We start from the raw sequence: 242 nt of genomic DNA on the forward strand, positions 1-242 counted from the left end.
AAAACACCGCCTGCCGCTGAGCCCTGGTCATTTTCATAAAAACGTCTGTCTATGCCGATTTGAGCACGGGTCATGTTATAGGTGATGGCGCCAGCACCCGATGTAGAGACTCGTGGCGATAATTTACCGTAAGAAGCGGTCATCCGTCCCCATACCCCATTGGGTATCTGGCGTGTACTCTCGCTGGTGTTGTACTCACTAGCGGCATTTCTGAAATTATCTATGTCAATCGGCTTGCGCTT

General features: G+C 50.4%; 1 protein-coding gene. It reads right to left on the reverse strand.

The genetic code is table 11. The features are described from left to right. Window positions 1-230 (reverse strand): autotransporter outer membrane beta-barrel domain-containing protein (locus AAC147_RS08130; RefSeq protein ID WP_339955598.1); only part of this gene is annotated, 230 nt, incomplete at its 3' end. Window positions 231-242: the final 12 nt, after the last annotated feature.

The sequence above is a fragment of the Xenorhabdus sp. NBAII XenSa04 genome, from assembly GCF_963866145.1.
Taxonomy (GTDB): Bacteria; Pseudomonadota; Gammaproteobacteria; order Enterobacterales; family Enterobacteriaceae; genus Xenorhabdus; species Xenorhabdus indica.